The following is a 21,745-nucleotide window of genomic DNA, read 5'->3' as shown; positions in this document are numbered from 1 at the left end:
TATAAATACTAAAGGAATTTAAAATTTTACCGATGTAGGAGCTAGCGTAAGTTTTAAGGAGTAAAACTATGGAAATTTTCAAAGCAGCGGCAAATCAAACACTTGATGCAAGCATGAGCACGTCGGCTCAGCGTCAGATAGACAGCAGACCTATCGAGCACTCTGATGTCAAAGTAAATGCCGATAAAAACGGCAAATCAAAGGATGCTAACGAGCTTGACGGACTTAGCAACGAGGATCTTGCTAGAAAGACAAGAGAGGTCACTGATAGGCTAAACTATCAGATGCAACAGCTCGATACTAATGTAAGATTTGCTTACAACGAGAAGTTAAATTTAATGGTAGTGCAAGTAAAAGACGCCAAAACAGGTGAAGAGATAACACAGCTTCCGAGCAAAGAAGCTATAAAAATCAGCGAGTATTTCAAAGAAAGTATCGGAATACTTTTTGACAAGGAGAGTTAAAAATGGCAGTAGGTAACGTAACAAATTTAGGCATCGGTACAAAAAATAGCGGCCTAAACGATGAGCTTATCAAGAAACTAAAAGAGGCTGATGAGGCTGGACAGATCAAACCACTTACAACAAGACTAGAGAAAAATGAGCTTAAGCAAAAGGACCTTGCAGCGCTAAAAACTCTTGTTAGCAACGTAAATGTTAGTGGCAAAACACTTGGCGGCGAGGCACTTTATCTAAAAAGAAATACAAATAACGCTGGCAAAAGCGTCACTGCTTCTGCTGCAAACGGCGTTAGCGTGCAAAGCTTTAGTATCGATGTGCAAAAACTTGCTCAAAAAGATACATTTCAAAGCACGAATTTCAAAAATTCTTCAAGCATGGTGGGTGCGACAAATACTGGCTCGTTTGATGTTGAGATCGATGGACAAAAATTCTCTATCGGTGTGACAAGATCGACAACTTATCAAGATATCGTTGATAAGATAAATGACGTAAGTGGTGGCAAGTTGCAAGCTAGAATTTTAAATGTTGGTGGCGATAAACCAAATCAAATAATGCTTCAATCAGGCAGCACTGGCGCTACACAGACTATCAAATTTTCAAACGACACAGCTGGCATCTTAGACAAGCTTGGCTGGGATGATACGCAGTTTCAAGACACAGACGAGCACGGCACAGCGCTAACAAATCCTGATGGCTCGCCAAAGATGACATCAAATTTGGAGAAAAATAGAATTCTAAAAGCGCAAGATGCAGAATTTACATATAACGGCGTAAATATCAAAAGAAGCAAAAATAGCTTTGATGATCTAAGACCTGGCGTAAATATCACGCTAAATGAGACTGGCAAGACAAATGTCAGCATCTCTCAAAACACTGAAGAGGTCGTAAAAGCGGTTGAAGAGTTTATAAAAGACTACAACCTAATGACTATGAACCTTGAGATCGCTACAAAATATGACGAAGAAAAAGGTGCTGGTACTTTCCAAGGTGTAAGTGAAATTTCAAGCCTTAGATCAAACATCGGACGTCTAGTAAATGGTCAAGATAGCGAAGGCAAAGCGCTAAGTAAATTTGGCATAGTGCCTGACAAAGATGGTCAGCTTCAGCTTGATCTAAATAAATTTAACGCAGCTCTTAGCAAAGATCCAGAAGAAATTCAGAAATTTTTTATGGGTTCAAGCAAGACCGAGCCGATAAGCTACATGGGCAACTCAACCGTTAGCGCAGGTGCGTTAAATATCCAAGCTGGCGATCTAACGATAAATGGCAAGTCAGTTATATTTTCAACCATAGCTGGCGGGACAGCTGAGGATAACGCCCTAAAGCTTCAACAAGCTATCAATGACGCTGGTATAGACGGAGTCACAGCTAGCCTTGATCAAAGCGGCAAGAGGATCATCTTAAAAAGAAGTGATGGCGAAAATATCGAGGTAAAAGGCAAAGCTTCTGCACTAGCAACTCTTGGTATGAGTGAAGCCACTGTAAATCCGGTGACTAAAAAAACTGATGGTCTTTTTACAAAGCTAGCTAATATGCTTGATGGCGCTGTTGGCAAGAAAGGCACTATGATCGCTATGCAAAATCAGCTAAAAGATGAGAGTGAGTCTATCACTAAAAACAAAGAGAGCACTCAAAAGCTTTTAGATGAGAAATATACAACGATGCAAGAGCGCTTCATCAAGTATAACTCTATCATCGCAAGTTTAGAAAATCAGTTCTCAACTCTAAAATCAATGATAGATGCTGAAATAAACAGCAGAAAATAAGAGAAAAAAATGAATCAAAGCGCATATAGTGCATACGCACAGTCGAGTTTTGGGGGCATTGAGTCCCCAACTAAATTAATAGAAATGCTTTATGATGGGATTTTGAAATTTATATTTCGCACCAAAAAAGCGATAGAAGCTGGAGATATAGAGAAAAAAGTCTACTATATAAATAGAACAAACGCTATTTTTGTTGAGCTTTTAAACTCGCTTGATTATTCTCAAGGCGACGTAGCTCACTATCTTAGCGGACTTTATACAAGACAGATGCAGCTTCTTGCGATGGCTAATATCCAAAATGATATAGCCGCGCTAAATGAAGTAACAAACGTCGTAAAGCAGTTATCAGAAGCATGGAGGGAGGTAACATCAGGTGAATAGCTGGGTCAATGAATTTAAGCTAGCGTTAATAAACGAAGACACAAGAAAGCTAGCTGCACTATCACAAAGCTTTAGCGAAGATATGTTTAAAAGCTTAGCTTCAGCTCAAGAAGCACAAGCGCTAATTGGCGGTGCGATAGAGCTTTTTAAAACTAAATCTTCACACATCCAAAACGAGCTTACAAAACTACAAAAAGCTCAAAAATACGTAAAAAATTAATCTAAACTCAAACTTTCAAGGCACGGCATATTTGCCGTTTTTGTCTTGAAAATCTTTCGAATTTACCAACTGCTAACTACTTGAAATTTACTCTAAATTTAAGGGAGGCACGGCGTTAAGCCGAGTTCTGTCTTGAGCGATCATTTATCTACGCTTGCTTTTACAAACAAGCTCTAGCGAAGGGTTTTAATATAAGACCAAAACCATCCCTTCTTACTGCAAGTTGGGTTTATATGGCCACGCAAGTTACCAAGCGCGCCGGTGGGCTCTTACCCCGCCGTTTCACCTTTACCGCCAAGGCGGAAGTTTGCTTTCTGTTACACTATCCCTTAGGTTTCCCTAGCCATCCGTTAGATGGAACTTTGTCTTATCGCAGCTCGGACTTTCCTCTTTTGCAAGGCGCAAAAGCGACCGCTTACCGTGCCAGAGCGTGATTATATTTAAAATTATATAAATTTACCCTGCGGCTAAATTTTTCATCAAATTTAGCAAATTTTATCTAGACATTTTTTGATTTTTGAACGCAAATTTTGTCACAAGTTGGCATAAAATTAATTTTTTTATTTAATCTTTTTAAAATTTCTTTACAAAAACAAGAATAAAACGCTCCAAATTTCACTTTTTTGTTATTTTGCTTTTAACCTTAAACAAATATAATAAAACAGACGACAAATCAACAAAACGATACAAATTTAAATTTTTAGCCCCGTAAAAACAAGAAATTCTTGCTTTTGCCAAACTATAAATTTTGCTTAAAAAGCTAAATTTAAATAGCAATTTTTTATAAATTTTTACTCCAGTTTCATAAAAGTTATAATTATAAATACAAAGCAAACAAAAATTTAAAATTAGTTATTTTTCCCCAAAATTCTATATGTTTTACGAGAAAAAATTTGTATAATAAGACCTTAAAATCTAAACCAAGGAGGATATAGATGAATTTGCGTAGCATCTTAGTCAAGGTCTCAGCGATCATCGCTTTAGTTCTTGCCATTTGTATGGCTTGCTTTGTATTTTTTATATCAAACGTTTTGGAGCGTGAGATCAAGAATGGAGTGGCAACTACAGTTAAACAAGATGTCGCACTTGCGATGGATACAGTTGAACTATTTGACGAAGACAACCAAGATAATGCACAACTATATATGCATGTCCTAAAAGAAGCTTTAGGCAACATAAGAGCCACTAGCCAAACCATAAAGACAGAAAATGATGATGCTTTAGAACTTGTTTCGGATAAAATGGGTGTATTAAACAACAACCATGAAATTTCTGATAAGATCAAAAAGCTAACAAATGGCGGTATCCCAACTATCTTTGCAAAATCGGGCAATGAATTTGCTGCTGTCTCTACTTCGCTTTTACTAGATGATGGCAGTAGAGCACTTGGTATGCTAAATAAAACGATCTATCCAAAAATGATGAACAAAGAGACATATGTGGGTGCTTTAAATATTTTTGGTAGAAACTATATGTGTGTCTATGAGCCAGTCATTCAAAACGGCGAAGTTGTAGCTGTTTTATTTATAGGTTACGACTTTACTGAAGGCCTAGAAGATCTTCAAAAGACAATGTCACAAATGAAGCTAGGCGAGCATGGATACTTCTCTATCTTTAATACAAAAACTAACAAATTTGAAATCCACCCAACTCAAGCTGGTAAAGAGCTAAGCAGTGATGTTAAAGCTGCTATGGAAAAAATAGCGAAACAAAAAGAAGGTGTTGAATTCGCTAATACTGGTGATGTTGAACGAATAGTTGCTTTTGAGCCATTTGACAAACTAAACTGGATAGTGCTTGGCTCAGCTGTTACTGATGACTTTTTAACACCTCAAAAAGTGGTTAGCAAAAACTTCATCATCGCAAGCATTATAGTTACATTGCTTCTTATTATGGTATCTATCTTCTTGCTTAAAAAGCTAGTTGCAAATCCTATCGATAGACTAGGAGCAAATTTAAATGCTATAACATCTGACTTTACTCTTAAAATCCCAATCTACGGCAAAGATGAAATTGCTAAAATAAGTAATGATATAAATAACTTCATAGAGCGCATAAGAGTGCTTATAAGCGATACTAAAAACCTTTCAAGCGAAAACAGCTCAGTCGCAAATGAACTAAGCTCTACCTCACTTCAAACGGGCAAACGCGTAGAAGAATCAACCCAGATCGTTGAAGAGACAAATCAAAGATGCAAGTCTATGCAAGAAAGCATGAAAGAGTCTCTATCTATAGCTCAAGCTGGTAAAGATGACCTTCAAAAGGCAAGCACTCATATAAAAACAGCAACTGACGCTATCAGAGCCCTATCATCTCAGATAGTTGATTCTGCTAATGTAGAAAATCAAATGGCAGGTAAGATCGAGCAGCTTAGCCGTGATGCAGAGCAGGTAAAATCAGTGCTTGTTGTTATCAATGACATAGCAGATCAGACAAATTTACTTGCTCTTAACGCAGCCATCGAAGCAGCACGCGCAGGTGAGCATGGACGCGGCTTTGCAGTCGTTGCTGACGAGGTTAGACAGCTAGCTGAGAGAACTCAAAAATCTCTAACAGAGATAAACGCAACTATCAACGTTATCGTTCAAGCGATAAATGATAGCAGTGAGCAAATGGGTATCAACTCTAAACAAATTCAAGAGCTAACCCATGTGGCAAGCGACGTTGAAAAGACGATAAATGATATGAGCGCAACGATGAATAACGCCATAGCGATGTCTGATAAGACTATGCAAGACTACATCGCAACTGGTAAGAATGTAAATGAGATCATGGATGGCATCTCAGAGATCAATCAAATTTCATCTGAAAATGCTAGAAGCGTAGAAGAGATAGCTTCTGCGGCTGAGCATCTAAATAAGATGACAGACGCGCTAAATACAAAACTAAGTGTCTTTAGAACTTAAGTTTTACCTCTTAAATTTAATGTCTTAGGTCTAGCTCCGGCTAGACCTTTTTAAATTTCACCTAGCTAAATTTAGCCAGCGACCCTTTTTCTCCTATCTTTAAATTTACCCTACTCAAATATATTTTTATGCAAAATTTCTTCTAACACAACTGTGGCGTATGAGCCCTTTTGAAGTGTGAAATTTAAGCTAAAGTGAGCATTTTCTTCGTTGTATTTGTAGCTTGTGTTTTCAAGATACGCCCAGTTAAAGCGCCTTGAGCCAGCGATCTTTGAAGTTAGCAAAACTGCCTCAGCGAAAATTTCATCCTCAAGCTCTTTTGCCACGCCGCTTGCCTCATAGGCCTTTGCGCCAACAATGAGACCAAGGCTTGTGATATCACGCCTAGCAAATCTTTGCGCCTCTTGATCTAAATTTTCATACAAAAAGAGCTTGCCAAATGGATAGTGCCCCAAGACCTCTCCTGGCAAAAGTTTAAAAAAGCTCTCCTGCGCCTTCATCGCCTGGAGAATTTCTTTGCTAAAGTTTTTATAAATTTCACCTAGCTCATTTAGGCTAAAGTCGCTTACAAACCTTGAAATTTCAACCCTTTTGCTAAGATAGCGGTTAAAAAGTTCGCTTTGATAGGCTGAGATCAAAAAGTCATTTAGCTTCACATTTTTGCTCTTTTTGCCATTTATCGTGCCGTTTTTAAGTAACTCCAGCCCAGTTGTAGCATTGTCGCCAAATTTGCCAAAACGCTGATAGCCAAAGTAGTTTGCATAGCCCATTTTATCGATGCTGACAAAGGCCTGCTCGAGCTTTTTAGCGCTACTTGGCAGCACCTTTTTTAGGCGGATAAAAAAGCTATTACCCTTTAGATGTCCGATGCGAAGCTTGTTTTTATGCACGTTTAAATTTAAAATTTTCATCTTTTCGTGGCTAAAGTTTGCAAGCGCACTCTCAAATTTACGAGGCATAGAGATAAACTGTGTCGTCATACCTTGCTTGTCCTTTAGCCCAGCATAGCCAAAGTCGCGCATTTTTGCCCCTGTAACCTCGCTTAAGGCGTGCAAAGCGTCACTTGTCGTCATATCTTTTTTAGAAATTTCAACGATCAAATGCTCGCCGTCACCGCTAAATTCATAAAGCGGTATCTCGCGCACGACAAAATCATCTGAATTTTTAGAAAAATATGCCTCGATGGGCGCATGAGTTAGCACATAGAGCGGCTTAAAAGTGGTGGCTTCTTGCATTTTGTCTTAACCTTTTGTGTGAAATTTTGGCAAAAATCGTGATCTTTGTCCTAGTTTTTGCGGCAATCCTTTTTATAGCGCTTAAATTTTTAGGTCTAAAGGTAAATAAAACCTCATACTCCTCGCCGCTACTAAGCTCAAATTTGCTTAGCTTTTTTGTAAATTTAGCGCCCTTTTTGCTAGCCTTTAAAAGCTTGCCAAGGTCGGTATTTAGCCCGTCTGAGATATCCATGGCGGAGTTTATAAGATGAGCTGCTTTGTAAAAAAATTTATCTCTTAAGATAGGCTTTTTAAAGCGTGAGTTTTTAGAAATTTGAGCCAGTCTTAGAAGCGAGTTTAGCCCCTTTTGGCTGCCTCCAAGCTTGCCTGTAAATGCAACAAGATCGCCAAATTTAGCATTTTTTCTAAGCACAGCCCTGCCCTTTAGCTCGCCGATCACGCTAACGCTTATGTTTAAAATGGGGCTACTTATCGTGTCACCGCCTATTATCTTTACGCCAAACTCTTCGCACGCCCTATTTATGCCGCTAGTTAGCTCGCTGATCTGGCGCGGCGTGAAGCTCTTTGGCAGACTAAGTCCTAGAAGGGCAAATTTGGGCTTTGCATTCATCACGATCGTATCTGAAAAATTTACGATCATCGCCTTGTAGCCGGTCTCTTCAAGGCTTAGCCAGCCAAGCTTAAAGTGCGAATTTTGCGCAAAAATGTCCTTGCTAAAGACCATTTTGCCAGCAACCGCCGCATCATCGCCGATATATGCGTTACTAAAGCATGCAATCGTAAAATTTTCTTTATCCATTGAGCTATTATAATGAAACTCCTTTTAAATTTAGGATAAAATAAGCCTAAAAAAAGGATAGAGATGCAAAGAGTTGAGATTTTTAGATTTGACGCAAAAAGAGATGTTTTGGCATATTTTAAGCCCTATTTTTTAGAGATTTCAGACTTTGCAAACTTAAACGAGCTTTTTGCCCACGTAAAAAGCATAGACCCCTACTTTAGCCCATTTGAAGGCTTTGTCAAGGTAAATGACGTCGTAGTTAGCACCGCCCAGCCACTTGCAAATTTAGCTCAAAAATTTGATAGCGAGCTTTGCATAGCCCCGCTTGATGAAAAAAGAGCGGTTTTAGATCTTGCCATAAATGATGATGACTTTTGGGCGAAATTTGAGCCATTTGCTAGCTTTTGCAAAAGAGCCGACAAAGAGCTTTACGCTAGCTTTAAGCCCTATTTTTACGCTGATTTTGTAAAAGACTACGAGCCAAATTTTATAGGCGTAGCAGCGATAATGCTAGCTCATCATCTTTACAAAAACGAGAAAAACGATGAAATTTTAAAGCTAGTTGGCGGTAAAAACGGCGTTTTGATAGCCTGCGAGCTTGATGATTTGCTATTTGAAGGTAGCGAAATTTATAGTGAGGCGATTAGATTTTTCAAAGAAATTTTAGGCGTAAAAGCTGCGCCAAAATATGAAAACGAGCTTGAAAATATAGAAAAACTTAGTAAATTTAAAGAGTTTAAGATAGCCATAAAAGACAGACTGCCAGCAAATTTAAGCACATATAGGGCAAATTTTATAGAGCTAAACGCCAAAATGCCTTGTGGATATGAGCTTTTAAAGGCCGATGAAGAGCTAGCTTGCAAGCTTGCTAGTAAGATAATTTTTGCTGCATTTGATAGTGGGGCTGACTTTTTGCTAGCTAGCAATGAAGCGGAGTTTTATATCTTTGACACGCTAGCAAAAAAGCTTGAGAAAAGTGCTAACAGAAGCTTGCAAGACTTTTATGTCCTAAGAGTGAGCGAGCTAATGGCGCTTGAAAATGGCGAGATACCAAGCGGGCTAAAAGAGCATGTTTTGAAGGTTGGTTTGGTAAATTTGTGAGCTAAATTTACTACGTCAAATTTAAAGCATTATGACACTCGTGCGATTTTAAATCTTGTATTTAGGGTTTATAATTTTTCTAAAAAACAAAAATAAGTTATTTTAAACGCTTAATTTACCAAAAGCTGGTAAAAGTTTTTACACTTCTGATCTTTTGAATTTAGATGTTTTTATGCTCACATAACAGATCAAATTTAATTTTCACTTGTCTCTTACTCCAAATTTTATCTCTCACAAGGCAAAATCATATTATTTTACATGAATTTTTACATATTATTTTTAGTATTTTTAGAAATTTGAAGTGCTAAATTTAAAAATTTGCGTTTTCTGGTGTAAAAATTGGCGTAGTTTTTAAGCCAACCAAGCCAACCAAGCCAACCAAGCCAACCAAGCCAACCAAGCCAACCAAGCCAACCAAGCCAACCAAGCCAACCAAGCCAACCAAAAACCCAGATAAAACAGATAAATTTAACTAGAAATTTTCATAAAAATGGCAAGAAATTTATGCCAAAGTATAAAAATAGCCTTAAGCTAAGCCATTTTTAAGCGCAAAAACCAATCTTTTAAATTTAAAAGCAATTTTATCAAGCCAAAATGCTAAATCAAATTTAAAGCTTAATAATAAAGAGCTTTGCCTATACGGCCAAGAGCGAACTTGAGCGATCACGCTCTGGCTTTATGCGCCGATCGAGCCATTTCTAGCGATGGAGACAGCCTAGCAAACAGGGGGCAGCATTTCACACGACTGCGACTGGCAAGTAGCCGCTTGAATATAACTACAAGGGCTGGGCGACTGAGCGCATTTTCTTACCGCTTTTGCGCACGACCGTGCCAAAGCCACTAGGCTACAACCCTACCCAAATATCTCAAATTTATGAAACAGCTCTGGCTCATCTTTTACCACGCCACGCTTCACAAGCTCAGCCACTACTTCACGCTCACAGTCAGTTTGCATAGGCCAGCCACGCGTGTAGCCCTCAAGCTCACTCTTGCTCGTCGCATCCACGCAGAAATTTTCACCATCTATGTAGATATCACGCAAGGCATCTATGTTATTTGTCACGCGCCAAAGCAGCATATATGGGTTTTCTAGGTAGTTTTGCATATCTAGGACAACCAAAAGTTTGAAAAACTCCCTAAATTCCAAAAGCTTACTAAAGAGCTCTTTTACAGGGCGATCTTTTTCAAATTTCACCACGCAAATAGGCGTTTTACTCTGCTTTTTAAACTGCCTAAGCTCCTTAACATTTGGCGCAATGCTTTGAAATTTAGCCAAAAGTTCATCATCGCTTAATACCTCAGGGCTAAATTTACAAAAGTCCTGCGTCGCATCGATGCCAAGCTTGCCGCCAAAGCACGAGTTTGGACTGGCGTGATCGAGCTGGTCGCACACGCCTTGGCTTATCAGCACACTCTCACTGCCAAATTTATCAAGCACAAAGTCCGCAAATTTGTCGTATTCTGCTAGCTCTGGTGCATCGCTACCCACAAAGATCGCGTGCTTTACAAAGCTCATCTGTCCAACTCCCCAAAACGCGTGCATCGCCTGCTTTGCGTGCGCTGGATAAAGGGCGTTGATCTTGGCTAGGATAAGGTTGTGAAAGACGCCATTTTCAGGCATGTTGTAGTCTAGTAGCTCTGGCACGGTCGTTCGCAAAAGCGGCAAGAAAATGCGCTCAGTCGCCCAGCCCATGTATTTATCTTCAAGCGGCGGTTTGCCAACCACGGTCGCGTGAAATACGGGGTCTTGTTTGCTAGTTATCGCCGTGACCTCCATCACTGGAAACGGCTCAACCGGCGTGTAAAAGCCAGTGTGATCGCCAAATGGTCCCTCAAGCTCGCTCTTAGCCGTATCCACAAAGCCCTCTATCACGTAGTCGGCGTCGTACGGGACGTAAATTTCATTAGTTAGCGACTTTACAAGCTTGGCTGGCTCTTTGCGGATGAAGCCGTAAAGTAGCAGCTCAAAGACGCCCTTTGGCAGCGGCGCTTGACCGCACCAGATATAGAGTGGATCGCCGCCGATCGCCACAGAGACTGGCATCTTACGGCCTGCGCGCTTATACTCGTGAAAGAAATTTGCGCCGTCTTTGTGGATCTGCCAGTGCATGCCAAGGCGATTTTTATCATAAATTTGCAGTCTATACATGCCTAAATTTTGCAGCGCGCCATCTAAACTTTGCGTATAGACCTGCCCCATCGTGATAAAAGCGCCTCCGTCATGCAGCCAAGTCTTTAACGCAGGCAGGCTCAAAAGATCAGCCTGCTCGCCCATAAATTTGACCTGCTGGCACTCGCCCTCACCTTTTAGCCTTTTTGTAAAAATCTTTCTCATGCTAAAAAGATAGGCCAAAAAGTCAAGCTTCTCTTTAAAATTCTCAGGTTTTTTGGGCTTTAAAAGCTTCTCTATCTCAGCTGCGATCTCATCAGGCTGCACGCCAAATATCAGCTCAAGCGCCATTTTCGAGCCGTAGATATTTGTAAGCACTGGGGCAAATTTACGCCCAGTTTTTTTGCAGATAGGATTTGTAAAAAGTAGTGCTTGTGAGCCCGCGCGTTTGACCTCGATATAGCTAGCGTGCGCGATCTCTAGGTCGATATCTACTGGCTCATTGATCACCCTAAGTAGGCCGTTATCTTTTAAAAGCTTGATGTAGTCCATATTTTTCCTTATAAATTTATACTTAGTTATCCAAATTTTAATAAAGTTAAATTTAGCAAATTTGGGCTAAATTTGTCGTTTTATTGCGATTTTTAATAAATTTTATAGAGAGAGATATGCAAAATTTACCAAAAATAGGCGATCACATCTTCGTAGACAGAAGCGTACTTGGCATAAAACTTTACGAACATCACGGCATCTACGTCGGAGATGATATGGTCGTGCACTATAACGGCTTGGCACGCGGGATAGTTTTTGAAAAGAGCTGCTTTGAGGAGATTTTAAGCAACGTCGTACCGCTAGATAAACGCAACGTAGCAAAAGTGGAGATGACTAGCCTCGAGGAGTTTGCAAGCGGCGATACTTGGCAGATCAAAGAGCACACAAATGCGCCATTTAGCGGCCAAGATATAGCCCTTTGCGCCAAGTCGCGTGTAGGCGAGCAAAAATACAACCTACTCATCAACAACTGCGAGCACTTTTGCAACGAATGCGTCTTTGGCGAGCATGTGAGCCAACAAGTGCAAAACGCAAAGCAAAACTCGGCGCTATTTAGCGAGATAGAGCCATTTTTAGGGCAGATCATAAGTGAACTTTTTGGTGCACAGACCAAGGATGAGATCAAAGAAACTCTCGTAAAATCATTTACCGCGCTTGCACAATTTACGAAAGATAGCGCGGAGAAAAAAGCTCGCGAGATGATAAAAGAAAACAGCGACAAGGCAAATTTGCAAATAGAGAAATTTATGGACAAAAATGCCAAAATGAACGCTATGTTTAAAAAGATCGGCGCGGACTTAAAAACAAAGATCGCAAAGGATTTTAATATAAAAATTTAGTCCGACTACGGTTTTGACGCTTGGTCAAATTTAAAAGGCGCTTTTAAATCGCGGCTTTATTTCTCGATATCTTATCCGCGTTTTGGCTTGCAGCATTTAGCACGCTAGGTAGCGTCACGTCTCCTGAAACGGCGGCAAATTTTAGAAAATTTCGTCTTTTTATCTCTGAATTTAAACAAATTATTTTGGTACGCTACACTCTAGCAGCTCGCCAAATATCTCTTTGCAGTATTTCATAAAGCGCTCATTAAGCTTTACACCCTCGGTATCTACGCAAATGAGACTATCTTGCACCTCAAAAATGATGCTCTTATCAGTGATCTTTACTCGTTTGCAAGCGTTGTAGCAAACGTCGCCATTGCACTCAGCATATAGGCCGTTTATCTCGGCATTTTCGTCGTCGCCCTTTTTTAGCTTGATCGGTCTTTGAAAGATTATGTAGTTTTTGTAGTTATATTTGTCGTCTGCAAGACCGATCATATAGTAGTTGTCTTTGCTATTTTTGGTGGCGCTTAGGGCTTTTGCTTTAAATTTTAGCTCAAACACGCTTACGCCATCTCTTCAGCGCGTTTCAAAAGCTCTTTCGCCCCTTTTTCTATAAATTTATGCGCTAGCTCTTTGCCGATGCTTTGAAATTTATCTTTGCTAGTCTTTAAGCTATCTTTTATATACTCGCTTCCATCAGGCAGACCAACGATCGCATCGATAGAAATTTCATCTCCTTTTAGCCTTGCGCTTATGCCTATTGGCACTTGGCAGCCACCCTCTAAAACGCTTACAAAGTCACGCTCTATGGTCGTTTCTATGACTGCATTTTCGTCATTTAAAAAAGAGATCTCATCTAAAATTTGCTTCTCATCTCTAGCCTCGACACCAAGAGCGCCCTGACCCATCGCAGGTATCATCTCGTCAAAGCCAAATGTGTAGATGTGCGCCACTTCAGCCTTGATATTTAGGCGGTTTATGCCAGCCATCGCCAAAATGATCGCGTCAAATTCGCCCTCTTTTAGCTTTCTAAGCCTAGTTTGCACGTTTCCACGAAGCGAGATGATCTCAAGATCAGGTCTCATGATAAGTAGCTGCATCTTGCGGCGCAGGCTCGTTGTGCCAACTTTCGCTCCATGTGGCAAGTCGCTAAATTTAGCAAATTTCTCACTTATCATCGCATCTCTTGTGTCCTCACGTGAGCAAATGGCAGCTAGCTTAAGCCCTTTTGGAAAGACTACAGGGACGTCTTTTAGGCTATGCACGGCGATGTCAGTCTCGCCTTTTAGCATGCTATCTTCAAGCTCTTTTGTAAAAAGTCCCTTGCCGCCGATCTTTGCAAGTGGCGTGTCAAGGATCACGTCGCCCTTTGTCTTCATGCCCTCAAGCACGACCTTAACATCCTTGTGCTGCGCCTCGATCCTAGCCTTGATATGCTCGCTTTGCCAAAGTGCTAAGATACTCTTTCTAGTTGCTATTTTTATCTCTTTCATCATCTCTCCTAATTTACTCTTTTTGGCTCTTCGATAACCTCAACGTCGATGATCTCGCCATCATCTTTTTTGGTACTTTGCTCGCTAAAATTTTGAAATTTAAACTCCTGATAACTCTCATTTTTCGCTGCATTTTTCTTAAATATCAAAGAAAAAACGATCACGGCTATGCCAAAAATATCTGTCAAAATCCCTGGTAAAAAGAGCAGCGCTCCGCCAAAGCTAAGTCCTAGCTGGCTAAATAAATTTCCGCCAAGAAAGCTTTTAAATGCCGCTTGAGGCGAATTTAAGCTAGAAAATCCAGCATTAAAAAGAAGTGCTATACCAACAAAACCAGAGACCAGCACCTCAAGAAAGTAGTTCAAAAAGCCAAATTTATCCACAAAAAGATAGATAAATACCGCCTCTATCAAAAAAAACAAAAATGCAAAAAATCTCATAAGCTTTCTTTTGTCTTTCTAAAGGCGTCGTCTGCATCGATCGCCTCTTTGCTTAGCCCATCTCTCGTGATAAACTCGACTTTGCCATTTGCAAATTCTTTACCCACAAGCAGCGCATAAGGAAAGCCTATAAGCTCAAAGTCATTCATTTTAACGCCAAATCTCTCGTTTCTATCATCGATGATGACGCTAACGCCAGCTTTTTTAAGGCTCTCATAAAGCTCAAATGCAAATTTCACGCCCGCTTCATCTTTTAAATTTGAGATGATGATCTCCACATCAAACGGCGCGCACTCTTTTTTCCAGATGCAGCCCTTTTCATCGTGGCTAGCCTCTATCATCACAGCGATCAGCCTGCTTATGCCAATGCCGTAGCAGCCCATCAAAAATGGCTTTGCCTTGCCGTTTTCATCAAGATATGTCGCGTTCATCGCAGCTGAATATTTATCGCCTAGCTGAAAGATATGACCGACTTCTATGCCCTTGCTAAGCTTTAAATTTCCGCCACAAACTGGGCATTTATCGCCCTCTTTTACCTTTACAAGGTCTTTAAATCTCTCTTCGTTAAATCCGCTAACACTAACGCCAACAAAGTGGTAGTCCTTCTCGTTAGCGCCACATATCATGTTGTTTGCGCCTTTTAGCTCGTTATCTATGAAAAATTTCACATCCTTTAGTCCAACTGGTCCGCAAAATCCAGCCACAAGCCCAGCTTTCGCCACGTCAGCCTCGCTAGCATCGACAAGCTCTAGCGCCTTGCAAGCGTTTTGCGCCTTTGTCTCTTGAAGCTCGTCATCACCCCTTACAAAAAAGACCACGACCTCTTCTTTATCCTCATAAATCGCCTTTTTCATAACAGCTTTTATGCAGTAAAACTCGCTAACTTTGAAAAACTCCGCCACATCTTTTATAGTTTTTGCATTTGGCGTTAGAAATTTAGCCGCGTCTGCCTCTGGCGCTTCAGCCTCGCTAACTCTTGGCTTGCGCCTTGCAGCCTCGACGTTTGCAGCGTATCTGCAAGCCTCACAGCAAAGTATGTCATCCTCGCCGTTACTTGCAAGCACCATAAATTCTTTACTGCCGCTACCACCAATGGCTCCACTATCAGCCTCAACAGCTCTAAAATTTAGCCCCAAACGGGTAAAAATCTTACTATAAGTTGCCTCCATAAGGTCAAACTCACGCTTTAGATCCTCTTTGCTAGAGTGAAAGCTATAACCATCTTTCATCGTAAATTCGCGCCCTCTTAGTAAGCCAAAGCGTGGTCTTGCCTCGTCACGAAATTTGGTGTTTATCTGGTATAAATTTAGTGGTAGCTGCTTGTAGCTAGTCACCTTGCCACGCACCAAAGCAACGGCTGCCTCTTCGTTTGTCGGGCTTATGACAAAGTCGTTGTCCTTTCTATCTTTAAAGCGCAAAAGCTCCTTGCCAAAGACGTTGTAACGACCACTTTGCTTCCAAAGCTCGCCTGAAGTGACCACGCTAAAGCTCACCTCTAGCGCGCCAGCCTCGTTCATCTCCTCTTTTACCACGCATGAAATTTTATCATGCATGATCTTTCCAAGCGGCAGATAGTTGTAAAGCCCAGAGCCGATCTGTTCGACAAAGCCACCTCTTATCAAAAACTGATGGCTTGGTAAAGATGCATCTTTTGGCGCTTCTTTGGTCGTTGGGGCGTAAAATTTACTAAATTTCATCTATATCTCCTGCTTGAAAATTTTGTTCATCTTTTATGTCAAATAAAAATTTAACTCCGTTTGAAAGCTCGCTCGCTCTCTCCTCGTCTGCAAGTCCTTTTAGCTTCATCGTTGGCTGGTGCAAAAAGGCTTTAAAGACTTGATGAATGAGCTTTTGCGCCTCATCATAATCGCTGTGTTTTAAATAGCCCTTTTTCATCGCCTTTTCTAGCTCATTTTTCGCGCAAATTTCAGCCTGCTTGCGGATTGATTTTATAAGAGGCACGCTCATATCTTCTTTTAAAGTCTTTAAAAACTCGCTCGTGTCTTGACCGACGATCGAGTAGGCCTTTTGCGCCTGCTCCTCTCTGAGGGCTAAATTTTTACGCACGATCTCCTCTAAGCTATCGACCGTATAGACGCTGATAAGCTCCGTGTTTAAAAGATCGATATCTCTTGGCACGGCGATATCAAAAAAGTATCTGTGAAATTCTCTTGGCTCGATGATCTCGCCTGTGATGATGGCGTGTGGGGCTGCGGTGCTTGAGAAGATGAGATCGTAGTTATTTACGTATTCTTTTAGTTTTAATATACTATCCCAGCTCGCGCTATCTCCTAAGCTGTCAACTAACTGCTCAACGCGCTCGGAGCTTCTGTTTATAATGATCACCTCTGCGCCGCTTGATATGAGGTGCTTTGCTGCTAGCTCGCCCATCTCGCCAGCGCCCACGACGATAGCCGTTTTGCCCTCAAGCGTGCCAAAAATTTCTTTTGCTTTTGCTACGGCGACGCTTGAAACTGAGATCGGGTTTTTAGAAATTTGAGTTTCGTTTCTAACCTTAGCAGCGCACTTACATGCGTAGTGGATGATCTTGCTGATATCTTCGCCACATGAGTTGTTGTCATAGGCAAATTTAAAGGCATTTTTTAGCTGGCCAACGATCTGCGTTTCGCCAACGACTAGGCTATCAAGCGAGCTTGCCACGGCAAATAGGTGGTGTGCGGCACCGCTGTTTTCATATATGTCAGCTCTCTCATAAAGCTCATCTTCAAAAACGCCTGAAAATATCGACATACACCTGATGATATGAGCAGTAGCGGCCTTTACATCCTCTACGCTTGCTATGATCTCGACGCGGTTGCAGGTGTTTAGCACCATGCTCTCTTTTATGTTTTTGTTTGAGTTTATCAGCTTTAAAATTTGCTCTTTTTTATCGTCACTATCAAATGCAAGCTTCTCTCTGACCGAAATATCAGTATTTTTATATGTAAAACTTATGTCTAAATAGTGCATCAAAATTCCCTATCTATCATGCTTTTTATGATCCCTTCAAGCTCAGCGTTTTTATACTCTTTTATCGCTTCTATCGCTTCATTTCCAAGTCTTTTTGCCTCGTTTATGGCTTTATTAACCGAGCTAGTTTTATCAAAATTTTCTTTTAGCCACAAAATTTCGCCCTCGTCAAGCTTCTTTGCCCAAAGCGATCTAAGCTTTGTTTTGCTAGCCTCGTCCAGGCTCTTATGAAGATAAATGTAAGGAAGTGTCGTTTTGCCCTCGACAAAGTCGTTAAGCACTGGTTTGCCAAGCGTTTTTTCATCTTGAGTTATGTCTAAGATATCATCAACGATCTGAAATGCAAGACCTAAATTTTTGCCATAAACGCCAAATTTCTCGCTATCTTTGCCAGCTAGCTTTGCCCCACAAATAGCCGTGGCTTCTATCAAAACAGCTGTTTTATAGTAGATCATTTTTAAATATTCTTGCTCGTTTTCATTAAAATTTTCAGCCATTTTCACATCCATCATCTCACCGATGCTTAGCTTACTGACCGCGTCTGAGATGACAGCTGCGATGCTTGGATCAAATTTTGTAAGCTCAAAATAAGCCTTTGAGTAGAGGATGTCGCCTAGCATGACTGAGTTTTTACTGCCAAAAAGTGCGTTTATGCTTGGTTTGCCACGTCTTATATTTGCCTCGTCTATGACGTCGTCGTGCAATAAGCTTGCAAGGTGGATAAGCTCGATGATAGCGCAGAGCTTAAGAGAAATTTCACTCTCTCCTGCGATCTTTAAAAGAAGTTTTGAGCGAAGCTTTTTGCCTGAGCTTATCTTTAAAAACATCTCAAACGCCTCTTTGTAGCCAAGCTCGCTTATAAATTTGCTCATTATTTCATCGATTTTATCCATTTTTATCCTTCTATTTATCCTCGTGCGGATCTCTAAAACCCACATCCACACGCTTGCTCTCATCTAGCAGTGCCACCCTAAAATGCGCCTTTTTGTCCCTAAAATCAACAAATGATATGTAAAGGCTCACGCTCTCGTTTGGCGGCATCATAAAATCAGGCAAAACTCGCTGCATATAGGTATCTTGCCCATGTCTTAGAGAAAAGACCATCTGCCTTGGATAGCGCCTAAAAAAGCTTTGCACAGTGATATTTGTGCTATCAAATAGCGTCCAGCGAAAGTCAAATGTTTCAACTTTTTGAGTTTTTTTCTCGGTTATAAAGACCCGCGCCCACTCATCTTTTTTAAGCTCAAATGTATGCACCGAATTTGGGTCAAAATTTGGCTCTTTTGCAAAGACAAGAGCGGCTAGCAAAGCAATGAGCGCAAAAATTCTACTCATTTTGGCTTAAAATTTCTCCGCTAAGCTCGATATATAGGTCATTTACTCCGTTATAAACTTTATCTTGCTCTGAAGCTATAAAATTTCTGATCTCGTCTTCGCTAACGCCATGCTTTTCGCAAAGCTCGCTCATAGCCACAAATTTCTCAAAAATTTTATCTATCTCGTTTTTAACCAAAACGGCATTTGCGTTAAACAAAATGTCATAAAATTTATCCCTCGCACTGCCCTCAAATATATCTATCATCGTTGTTTCTTTGAAAATTTCTTAAGATTATAGCCAATTAAAACTAAGTTAAAAATTTAATATTATCTCCCACGCCTCGCTAACATTTTTGGCGTTATACGCGGCAGTTTTACTCTCCTCGCCAAATCCCCAGCAAACTTGCACATAAGGCATATTTGCGTTTTTGGCCGCCAGTTCGTCTTTTAGGCTATCTCCTATAAAGATCGCTTTATCGGCTCCAGTTTTACTAACAGCTAGGTGAAGCATCGCAGGATCAGGCTTTTGCGGTATATCCTTGCTAGCGCCGATGACCTCGTCAAATAGCTCATAAATTTCATTTTTCTTTAAAATTTTCTCTAGCGTATCATGCGGTGCGTTGCTTGCCAAAACGACCTTATAGTGAGCATCTCTACACTTTTGTAAAAGCTCTTTTACACCATCATAGGTAGTCGCGCACTCATCATAAAATTTCTTAAATTTCTCTTCAAAGCCCTCTTTTAAGCTCTTGCTTGGCGTGTCGATGCCGTAAAACTCAAGGGCTAAATTTCTACCTGGCTCGTTGATCGCTTTTATGATAAATTCCTTATCAAGTGGCGATAAATTTAGCTCGCCCCTTACTTCATTTACCGTTTTATATATCGCCTCGCCGCTATCGATCACAGTGCCGTCCATGTCAAAAATAACTACTTTCAATCCTCATCCTTAAATTTATTTTTATGCTTTTCTTTTTTATATGTCTTTTGATTTTTTAGCTTATCAAGTAGATTTGCCGCCTTTAAAAGCTCATCTTTTGGGGCATTTTTGATAAGCAAATTTATAAAATTTTCTAGCGCCTTTGAGTATGGTTGATCAAGATAAACAGCCTCGACTTTTTCGATGACTTTCGCGTTTTTCTCAACTCTTTGGCGAAACTCAGTCTCGTCAAAGTCATCTCTTTTTAACCCGTTTATCGCTGATTTTGCAAATTTTTCTAGCGCGCGAAGATATTTTACACGCTTAAATTTGTCCGTGACTTGGTTCAAATTTTTCCTTTTTTTTGGCAAATTATATCAAAATTTGATTTTATCCCCTAAATTTTGGCTTTGCTAATGTATAATTTACGCCAAAATTACCAAACAAGGAGCAAAAATGAGGCAAGAAACCGCTGCGATCCACGTAGGCTACGACACACATGAGGGCTTTGGCACGATGGCTGTGCCTATTTTTCAAAGCACAGCTTACGACTTTGGAAGTGCCGAGACAGCCGCTGCTAGGTTTGATCTAAAAGATAACGGCCACATCTACACAAGACTTGGCAATCCAACGACAGACATCTTTGAAAAAAGGGTCGCTGCACTTGAGGGCGGAGCTGCTGCGATAGCGACTGCGAGCGGTCAGGCAGCTTTGTTTTACAGTATCGTAAATTTAGCCAAAGCAGGCGATAATATCATCATCGCTAAGAAAATTTACGGCGGCACGACAGTGCTTTTTACGCACACGCTAAAGAGATTTGGCATAGAGGCTAGAGTCTTTGACAGCGACACTGCTGATGATCTGGAGAGTTTGATAGACGAAAAAACTAGGGCTATATTTTTTGAGACGCTTTCAAATCCGCAAATTTCTATCCCAAATATCGAGAAAATCGTAGAAATCGCAAACAAATATGGCATTATCAGCATCACCGATAACACCGTGCCAACACCTATCATCTTTCAGCCACTTCGCCACGGCGTCGATGTTTGTGTGCATAGCGCTAGCAAATATATGAGCGGCCAGGGTCTTAGCCTAGCAGGTGTCGTTGTAAGTGCAAATCACCTAAATGAAAAGCTAAAAGGCAACAAGAGATACGAGCACTTTAACGTGCCAGATGCGAGCTATCACGACATCGTATATGCTGATATGACCGATCGTTTTGATATCTACACGCTAAGAATGAGGCTTGCCATCGTGCGCGACATCGGCGCTGTGATCTCTCCGTTTAACTCTTGGCAGCTCATACAAGGGCTCGAAACGCTTGCTGTTAGGGTTGAGAGACACTCGCAAAACGCGCTAAAAGTGGCTAAATTTCTAAACTCTCACAAACATATAAAAAGTGTGGCATACCCAGGACTTGCCGACAACGTAGATCATGCAAAGGCACAAAAATACTTTAAAGACGGCATGGCAAATGGGCTATTTTGCTTTGAGACTGATAGCTTTGAGCGTGCAAAAAAGATGCTAGAGCGCGTAAAACTCTTTAAGATCGTGGTAAATATCGGCGATACAAAGTCGCTCATCACGCACCCAGCCTCGACAACTCACCAGCAGCTAAGCAGCGAAGAGCTCATCAAAGCTGGCATCACAAAAGAACTGATAAGAGTTAGCATAGGTCTTGAAAACGCCGAGGATCTGATAGCTGACCTAGCTCAAGCCTTAGAATAGAATTTTCTATTTTTTTCTAGCTCATCTTGGGCTAGAAATTTAAAATTTACTCAAGCTTGCCGCATATCCTCTCGCACTCTTTTGCATGCCTTATAAATTTTATAACGATGTAGATGACAAGTAGCGGCACGCTTATATACCAAAATGCAAAAAAGGCGAGTATAAAAAGCATAAATAAGAATGTTGCGAAATATACTAAGACAGCAAGGATGATACTATCAAGCATTTTGCCTCCCATTTTGCTAGTGTTTTGGTGATTTTATAAAAAGCAAAATAAAATGAGACTGAACGGATTTGTTTTGGCTCTAAAATTTGAGCTAAGCGATAAGCGAAGTCAAATTTTAGTAGCCAACTCTTGCGAGTGAGTGGAATTTTAAAATTTGCAAAGACAGTTTTTATAAATTTAAAGTTTTGTTTCTTTGTTAAGGGGGAAGAGGCTTGAATTACGAAGTCGCTCCCTCCCCCCCCCTTTTTTTTTTAACAATCCCTAACCCCGACAACGTTAGAAGTGGCATGTCTCAGCGCTAAAGCACTGCATGCATTT

General features: G+C 40.6%; 22 protein-coding genes, 1 other RNA gene and 2 pseudogenes. 9 read left to right on the top strand and 16 right to left on the bottom strand.

Going from position 1 to position 21,745, the window contains the following annotated elements:
- Positions 1-68 precede the first annotated feature (68 nt).
- From CVS86_RS00120 to CVS86_RS00105, 4 genes are read left to right on the top strand one after another with little or no spacing between them, the layout of a single operon-like run.
- A complete protein-coding gene (locus tag CVS86_RS00120; protein WP_002942325.1) occupies positions 69-464 on the top strand; it encodes a FlaG family protein in 396 nt (131 codons plus the stop codon).
- 2 nt (positions 465-466) lie between these two features.
- On the top strand, positions 467-2,227 hold the full coding sequence (fliD, locus tag CVS86_RS00115; RefSeq protein WP_107790582.1) for a flagellar filament capping protein FliD: 1,761 nt from the start codon (positions 467-469) through the stop codon (positions 2,225-2,227).
- A 9-nt stretch (positions 2,228-2,236) separates the two neighbouring features.
- Positions 2,237-2,608, top strand: coding sequence for a flagellar export chaperone FliS (gene fliS, locus CVS86_RS00110; protein ID WP_035167483.1), 372 nt, complete (start codon positions 2,237-2,239; stop codon positions 2,606-2,608).
- Complete coding sequence (locus tag CVS86_RS00105) at positions 2,601-2,828, top strand: hypothetical protein (RefSeq protein ID WP_107790581.1); 228 nt, start codon at positions 2,601-2,603, stop codon at positions 2,826-2,828. Before fliS ends, CVS86_RS00105 begins: the two co-directional genes overlap by 8 nt.
- A 100-nt stretch (positions 2,829-2,928) precedes the next feature.
- Here the strand turns inward: CVS86_RS00105 and rnpB are convergent.
- Positions 2,929-3,255: RNase P RNA component class A (gene rnpB, locus CVS86_RS00100), an RNA gene on the bottom strand.
- A 508-nt stretch (positions 3,256-3,763) separates the two neighbouring features.
- Here rnpB and CVS86_RS10185 point away from each other — a divergent pair.
- Both CVS86_RS10185 and CVS86_RS10180 read left to right on the top strand, forming a co-directional pair.
- A pseudogene (locus tag CVS86_RS10185) lies at positions 3,764-4,657 on the top strand (Cache 3/Cache 2 fusion domain-containing protein); the annotation flags it as partial.
- Positions 4,658-4,681: 24 nt separating this feature from the next.
- Positions 4,682-5,734: pseudogene (locus CVS86_RS10180) on the top strand (methyl-accepting chemotaxis protein); the annotation flags it as partial.
- Between the two features lie 110 nt (positions 5,735-5,844).
- On the opposite strand, the gene truD reads toward CVS86_RS10180, so the two are convergent.
- On the bottom strand, positions 5,845-6,969 hold the full coding sequence (gene truD, locus CVS86_RS00085; protein ID WP_107790578.1) for a tRNA pseudouridine(13) synthase TruD: 1,125 nt from the start codon (positions 6,967-6,969) through the stop codon (positions 5,845-5,847).
- Positions 6,947-7,768 (bottom strand): thiamine-phosphate kinase, encoded by an 822-nt coding sequence (locus CVS86_RS00080; protein ID WP_107790577.1) that lies wholly within the window; start codon positions 7,766-7,768, stop codon positions 6,947-6,949. The genes truD and CVS86_RS00080 overlap by 23 nt, the downstream gene beginning before the upstream one ends.
- 63 nt (positions 7,769-7,831) lie before the next feature.
- On the opposite strand from CVS86_RS00080, the gene CVS86_RS00075 reads away from it, so the two are divergent.
- Positions 7,832-8,851: a hypothetical protein gene (locus tag CVS86_RS00075; protein WP_107790576.1), complete on the top strand. Its 1,020-nt coding sequence runs from the start codon at positions 7,832-7,834 to the stop codon at positions 8,849-8,851.
- Positions 8,852-9,161: 310 nt separating this feature from the next.
- On the opposite strand, the gene CVS86_RS10100 is transcribed toward CVS86_RS00075, so the two are convergent.
- Both CVS86_RS10100 and CVS86_RS00070 read right to left on the bottom strand, forming a co-directional pair.
- On the bottom strand, positions 9,162-9,296 hold the full coding sequence (locus tag CVS86_RS10100) for a hypothetical protein (protein WP_265094616.1): 135 nt from the start codon (positions 9,294-9,296) through the stop codon (positions 9,162-9,164).
- Positions 9,297-9,704: 408 nt separating this feature from the next.
- Positions 9,705-11,513 (bottom strand): menaquinone biosynthesis decarboxylase, encoded by a 1,809-nt coding sequence (locus CVS86_RS00070; RefSeq protein ID WP_107790575.1) that lies wholly within the window; start codon positions 11,511-11,513, stop codon positions 9,705-9,707.
- Positions 11,514-11,629: 116 nt separating this feature from the next.
- Between CVS86_RS00070 and CVS86_RS00065 the strand changes: the two genes are divergently transcribed.
- Complete coding sequence (locus CVS86_RS00065) at positions 11,630-12,352, top strand: lecithin retinol acyltransferase family protein (RefSeq protein ID WP_087583145.1); 723 nt, start codon at positions 11,630-11,632, stop codon at positions 12,350-12,352.
- Between the two features lie 180 nt (positions 12,353-12,532).
- Here CVS86_RS00065 and CVS86_RS00060 read toward each other — a convergent pair whose 3' ends face one another.
- Genes CVS86_RS00060 through CVS86_RS00015 form a run of 10 tightly spaced genes read right to left on the bottom strand, consistent with a single transcriptional unit; the run spans position 12,533 to position 19,823 of the window.
- On the bottom strand, positions 12,533-12,898 hold the full coding sequence (locus CVS86_RS00060; RefSeq protein WP_103616894.1) for an Imm10 family immunity protein: 366 nt from the start codon (positions 12,896-12,898) through the stop codon (positions 12,533-12,535).
- 2 nt (positions 12,899-12,900) lie between these two features.
- Positions 12,901-13,830 carry a hydroxymethylbilane synthase gene (gene hemC / locus CVS86_RS00055; protein ID WP_107790574.1) on the bottom strand — a complete coding sequence of 310 codons (930 nt, stop codon included), beginning with the start codon at positions 13,828-13,830 and terminating at the stop codon, positions 12,901-12,903.
- A gap of 8 nt (positions 13,831-13,838) precedes the next feature.
- Positions 13,839-14,270 (bottom strand): FxsA family protein, encoded by a 432-nt coding sequence (locus CVS86_RS00050; protein ID WP_107790573.1) that lies wholly within the window; start codon positions 14,268-14,270, stop codon positions 13,839-13,841.
- Positions 14,267-15,967, bottom strand: coding sequence for a proline--tRNA ligase (locus CVS86_RS00045; RefSeq protein ID WP_107790572.1), 1,701 nt, complete (start codon positions 15,965-15,967; stop codon positions 14,267-14,269). The genes CVS86_RS00050 and CVS86_RS00045 overlap by 4 nt, the downstream gene beginning before the upstream one ends.
- A complete protein-coding gene (gene hemA, locus CVS86_RS00040) occupies positions 15,957-17,240 on the bottom strand; it encodes a glutamyl-tRNA reductase (RefSeq protein WP_021088348.1) in 1,284 nt (427 codons plus the stop codon). The genes CVS86_RS00045 and hemA overlap by 11 nt, the downstream gene beginning before the upstream one ends.
- Complete coding sequence (locus tag CVS86_RS00035; protein ID WP_107790571.1) at positions 17,240-18,133, bottom strand: polyprenyl synthetase family protein; 894 nt, start codon at positions 18,131-18,133, stop codon at positions 17,240-17,242. Before CVS86_RS00035 ends, hemA begins: the two co-directional genes overlap by 1 nt.
- A 10-nt stretch (positions 18,134-18,143) precedes the next feature.
- On the bottom strand, positions 18,144-18,575 hold the full coding sequence (locus CVS86_RS00030) for a hypothetical protein (RefSeq protein WP_107790570.1): 432 nt from the start codon (positions 18,573-18,575) through the stop codon (positions 18,144-18,146).
- Positions 18,568-18,822 (bottom strand): DUF2018 family protein, encoded by a 255-nt coding sequence (locus tag CVS86_RS00025; RefSeq protein WP_012001636.1) that lies wholly within the window; start codon positions 18,820-18,822, stop codon positions 18,568-18,570. Before CVS86_RS00025 ends, CVS86_RS00030 begins: the two co-directional genes overlap by 8 nt.
- A gap of 48 nt (positions 18,823-18,870) precedes the next feature.
- Positions 18,871-19,494, bottom strand: a complete 624-nt coding sequence (locus tag CVS86_RS00020; protein WP_107790569.1) for an HAD family hydrolase — start codon at positions 19,492-19,494, stop codon at positions 18,871-18,873.
- On the bottom strand, positions 19,491-19,823 hold the full coding sequence (locus tag CVS86_RS00015) for a hypothetical protein (protein ID WP_009293722.1): 333 nt from the start codon (positions 19,821-19,823) through the stop codon (positions 19,491-19,493). The genes CVS86_RS00020 and CVS86_RS00015 overlap by 4 nt, the downstream gene beginning before the upstream one ends.
- A 106-nt stretch (positions 19,824-19,929) precedes the next feature.
- On the opposite strand from CVS86_RS00015, the gene CVS86_RS00010 reads away from it, so the two are divergent.
- Complete coding sequence (locus CVS86_RS00010) at positions 19,930-21,201, top strand: O-acetylhomoserine aminocarboxypropyltransferase/cysteine synthase family protein (RefSeq protein ID WP_107790568.1); 1,272 nt, start codon at positions 19,930-19,932, stop codon at positions 21,199-21,201.
- Positions 21,202-21,247: 46 nt separating this feature from the next.
- Here the strand turns inward: CVS86_RS00010 and CVS86_RS00005 are convergent, their stop codons facing one another.
- Positions 21,248-21,427 carry a transformation system protein gene (locus CVS86_RS00005; RefSeq protein WP_103589770.1) on the bottom strand — a complete coding sequence of 60 codons (180 nt, stop codon included), beginning with the start codon at positions 21,425-21,427 and terminating at the stop codon, positions 21,248-21,250.
- Positions 21,428-21,745: the final 318 nt, after the last annotated feature.

Origin of the sequence: Campylobacter concisus (genome assembly GCF_003048605.1) — a bacterium.
GTDB classification, from domain to species: domain Bacteria; phylum Campylobacterota; class Campylobacteria; order Campylobacterales; family Campylobacteraceae; genus Campylobacter_A; species Campylobacter_A concisus_BM.
Note: the sequence above shows the minus strand (reverse complement) of the source record. Positions and strands in the feature narration are given on the sequence as shown.

What these genes read in the sequence shown, in the direction of transcription:
- fliS (WP_035167483.1), top strand. Translation starts at nt 2,237, where the DNA reads ATGAATCAAAGCGCATATAGTGCATACGCACAGTCGAGTTTTGGGGGC.
- truD (WP_107790578.1), bottom strand. Translation starts at nt 6,969, where the DNA reads ATGCAAGAAGCCACCACTTTTAAGCCGCTCTATGTGCTAACTCATGCG.
- CVS86_RS00030 (WP_107790570.1), bottom strand. Translation starts at nt 18,575, where the DNA reads ATGAGTAGAATTTTTGCGCTCATTGCTTTGCTAGCCGCTCTTGTCTTT.
- CVS86_RS00070 (WP_107790575.1), bottom strand. Translation starts at nt 11,513, where the DNA reads ATGGACTACATCAAGCTTTTAAAAGATAACGGCCTACTTAGGGTGATC.
- CVS86_RS00010 (WP_107790568.1), top strand. Translation starts at nt 19,930, where the DNA reads ATGAGGCAAGAAACCGCTGCGATCCACGTAGGCTACGACACACATGAG.
- CVS86_RS00075 (WP_107790576.1), top strand. Translation starts at nt 7,832, where the DNA reads ATGCAAAGAGTTGAGATTTTTAGATTTGACGCAAAAAGAGATGTTTTG.
- CVS86_RS00035 (WP_107790571.1), bottom strand. Translation starts at nt 18,133, where the DNA reads ATGGATAAAATCGATGAAATAATGAGCAAATTTATAAGCGAGCTTGGC.
- CVS86_RS00045 (WP_107790572.1), bottom strand. Translation starts at nt 15,967, where the DNA reads ATGAAATTTAGTAAATTTTACGCCCCAACGACCAAAGAAGCGCCAAAA.
- hemA (WP_021088348.1), bottom strand. Translation starts at nt 17,240, where the DNA reads ATGCACTATTTAGACATAAGTTTTACATATAAAAATACTGATATTTCG.
- fliD (WP_107790582.1), top strand. Translation starts at nt 467, where the DNA reads ATGGCAGTAGGTAACGTAACAAATTTAGGCATCGGTACAAAAAATAGC.
- hemC (WP_107790574.1), bottom strand. Translation starts at nt 13,830, where the DNA reads ATGAAAGAGATAAAAATAGCAACTAGAAAGAGTATCTTAGCACTTTGG.
- CVS86_RS00080 (WP_107790577.1), bottom strand. Translation starts at nt 7,768, where the DNA reads ATGGATAAAGAAAATTTTACGATTGCATGCTTTAGTAACGCATATATC.
- CVS86_RS00120 (WP_002942325.1), top strand. Translation starts at nt 69, where the DNA reads ATGGAAATTTTCAAAGCAGCGGCAAATCAAACACTTGATGCAAGCATG.
- CVS86_RS00005 (WP_103589770.1), bottom strand. Translation starts at nt 21,427, where the DNA reads ATGCTTGATAGTATCATCCTTGCTGTCTTAGTATATTTCGCAACATTC.
- CVS86_RS00025 (WP_012001636.1), bottom strand. Translation starts at nt 18,822, where the DNA reads ATGATAGATATATTTGAGGGCAGTGCGAGGGATAAATTTTATGACATT.
- CVS86_RS00050 (WP_107790573.1), bottom strand. Translation starts at nt 14,270, where the DNA reads ATGAGATTTTTTGCATTTTTGTTTTTTTTGATAGAGGCGGTATTTATC.
- CVS86_RS00065 (WP_087583145.1), top strand. Translation starts at nt 11,630, where the DNA reads ATGCAAAATTTACCAAAAATAGGCGATCACATCTTCGTAGACAGAAGC.